Annotated in this window: 1 protein-coding gene; it reads left to right on the forward strand. The window is 28.1% G+C overall.

From position 1 onward, the window contains the following. The coding region (locus L8U04_RS08255; protein WP_263666992.1) for a bacteriophage T4 gp5 trimerisation domain-containing protein at nucleotides 1-957 on the forward strand (957 nt) is incomplete at its 5' end. Nucleotides 958-992 lie beyond the last annotated feature (35 nt).

A 992-nucleotide genomic window follows, 5' to 3' on the forward strand; every position in this document is an offset into this window, starting at 1 on the left:
ACTATGCCACAATATAACTACCCAAGATACAAAAGAGAAATCGCTGAACAAACACTAAATTATCTAAGTGCTATACCTATGTATAATAAAGGCTTAGATGAACTTAAACTACAAGAAAATACAGAATATAATCTAAATTATAAAAACGAACATTATTTAACTATCTCTAATTCTACTATAGGAAAAGATAATACCGATGCAAAAGCAAGAAATGAAATCACTTTAAAAAATGATATAGACAAGGAAGAATTTTACATTTTAGCACAAAAAGATTATAAAGAAGAAATAGGCAACAACTATGAGCAAACCATAAAAAATAACAAAACCTCAGAAGTGGGAGCTTTATATACTGAATTTATTACCTTAGGGCATATGCAAAATATCATAGGTTTTAAAAATGTCAATGTAGGTGCGCAGTATCTAGAAAACACCTTGCTTTCTAAAGACACCAATGTGGGTTTAAGTAATACTTTGAATGTAGGAATTAGTAATGAAGTCAATATAGGACAAAATCATGAAGAAAAAATAGGAAATGATAAAAGAGTAATCATCAACAATAACCTAGAGCAAGATATCAAAAATGATTTTATCCAAAGAATAGGACATAATAAAAATGAAACCATAAAAGGTTCTTATGTGCTTCAAACCAATCAAAGTATAAAATTTCACTCCAAAAAAGATCTAAGCATAGAAACAAATGAGTATTTCAAAGCTGAAGCTGATGATTCTATTAGTTTTAAAGCTAAAAATAATTGTTCCTTTACGGCTGATGAAATAAATACTTTAGCTAATAAAGAAAGCACTTTAATAGCACAAAAACGAATCATCTCTCAAGTAGGTGAAAATACCACCATCACACAAACAAAAGATAAGATTATACTTCAAGTAGGAAAAATGCAAGTAATTATAGATGATAAAGGTTTAAGGGTAAAAGGAGGTGATTTGAGAGCAGATTAAAAGCAATTTTTTTAAATTAAAACTAAAATCACAAA

The sequence above is a fragment of the Campylobacter sp. IFREMER_LSEM_CL908 genome, from assembly GCF_025771545.1.
GTDB classification, from domain to species: Bacteria; Campylobacterota; Campylobacteria; order Campylobacterales; family Campylobacteraceae; genus Campylobacter_D; species Campylobacter_D lari_D.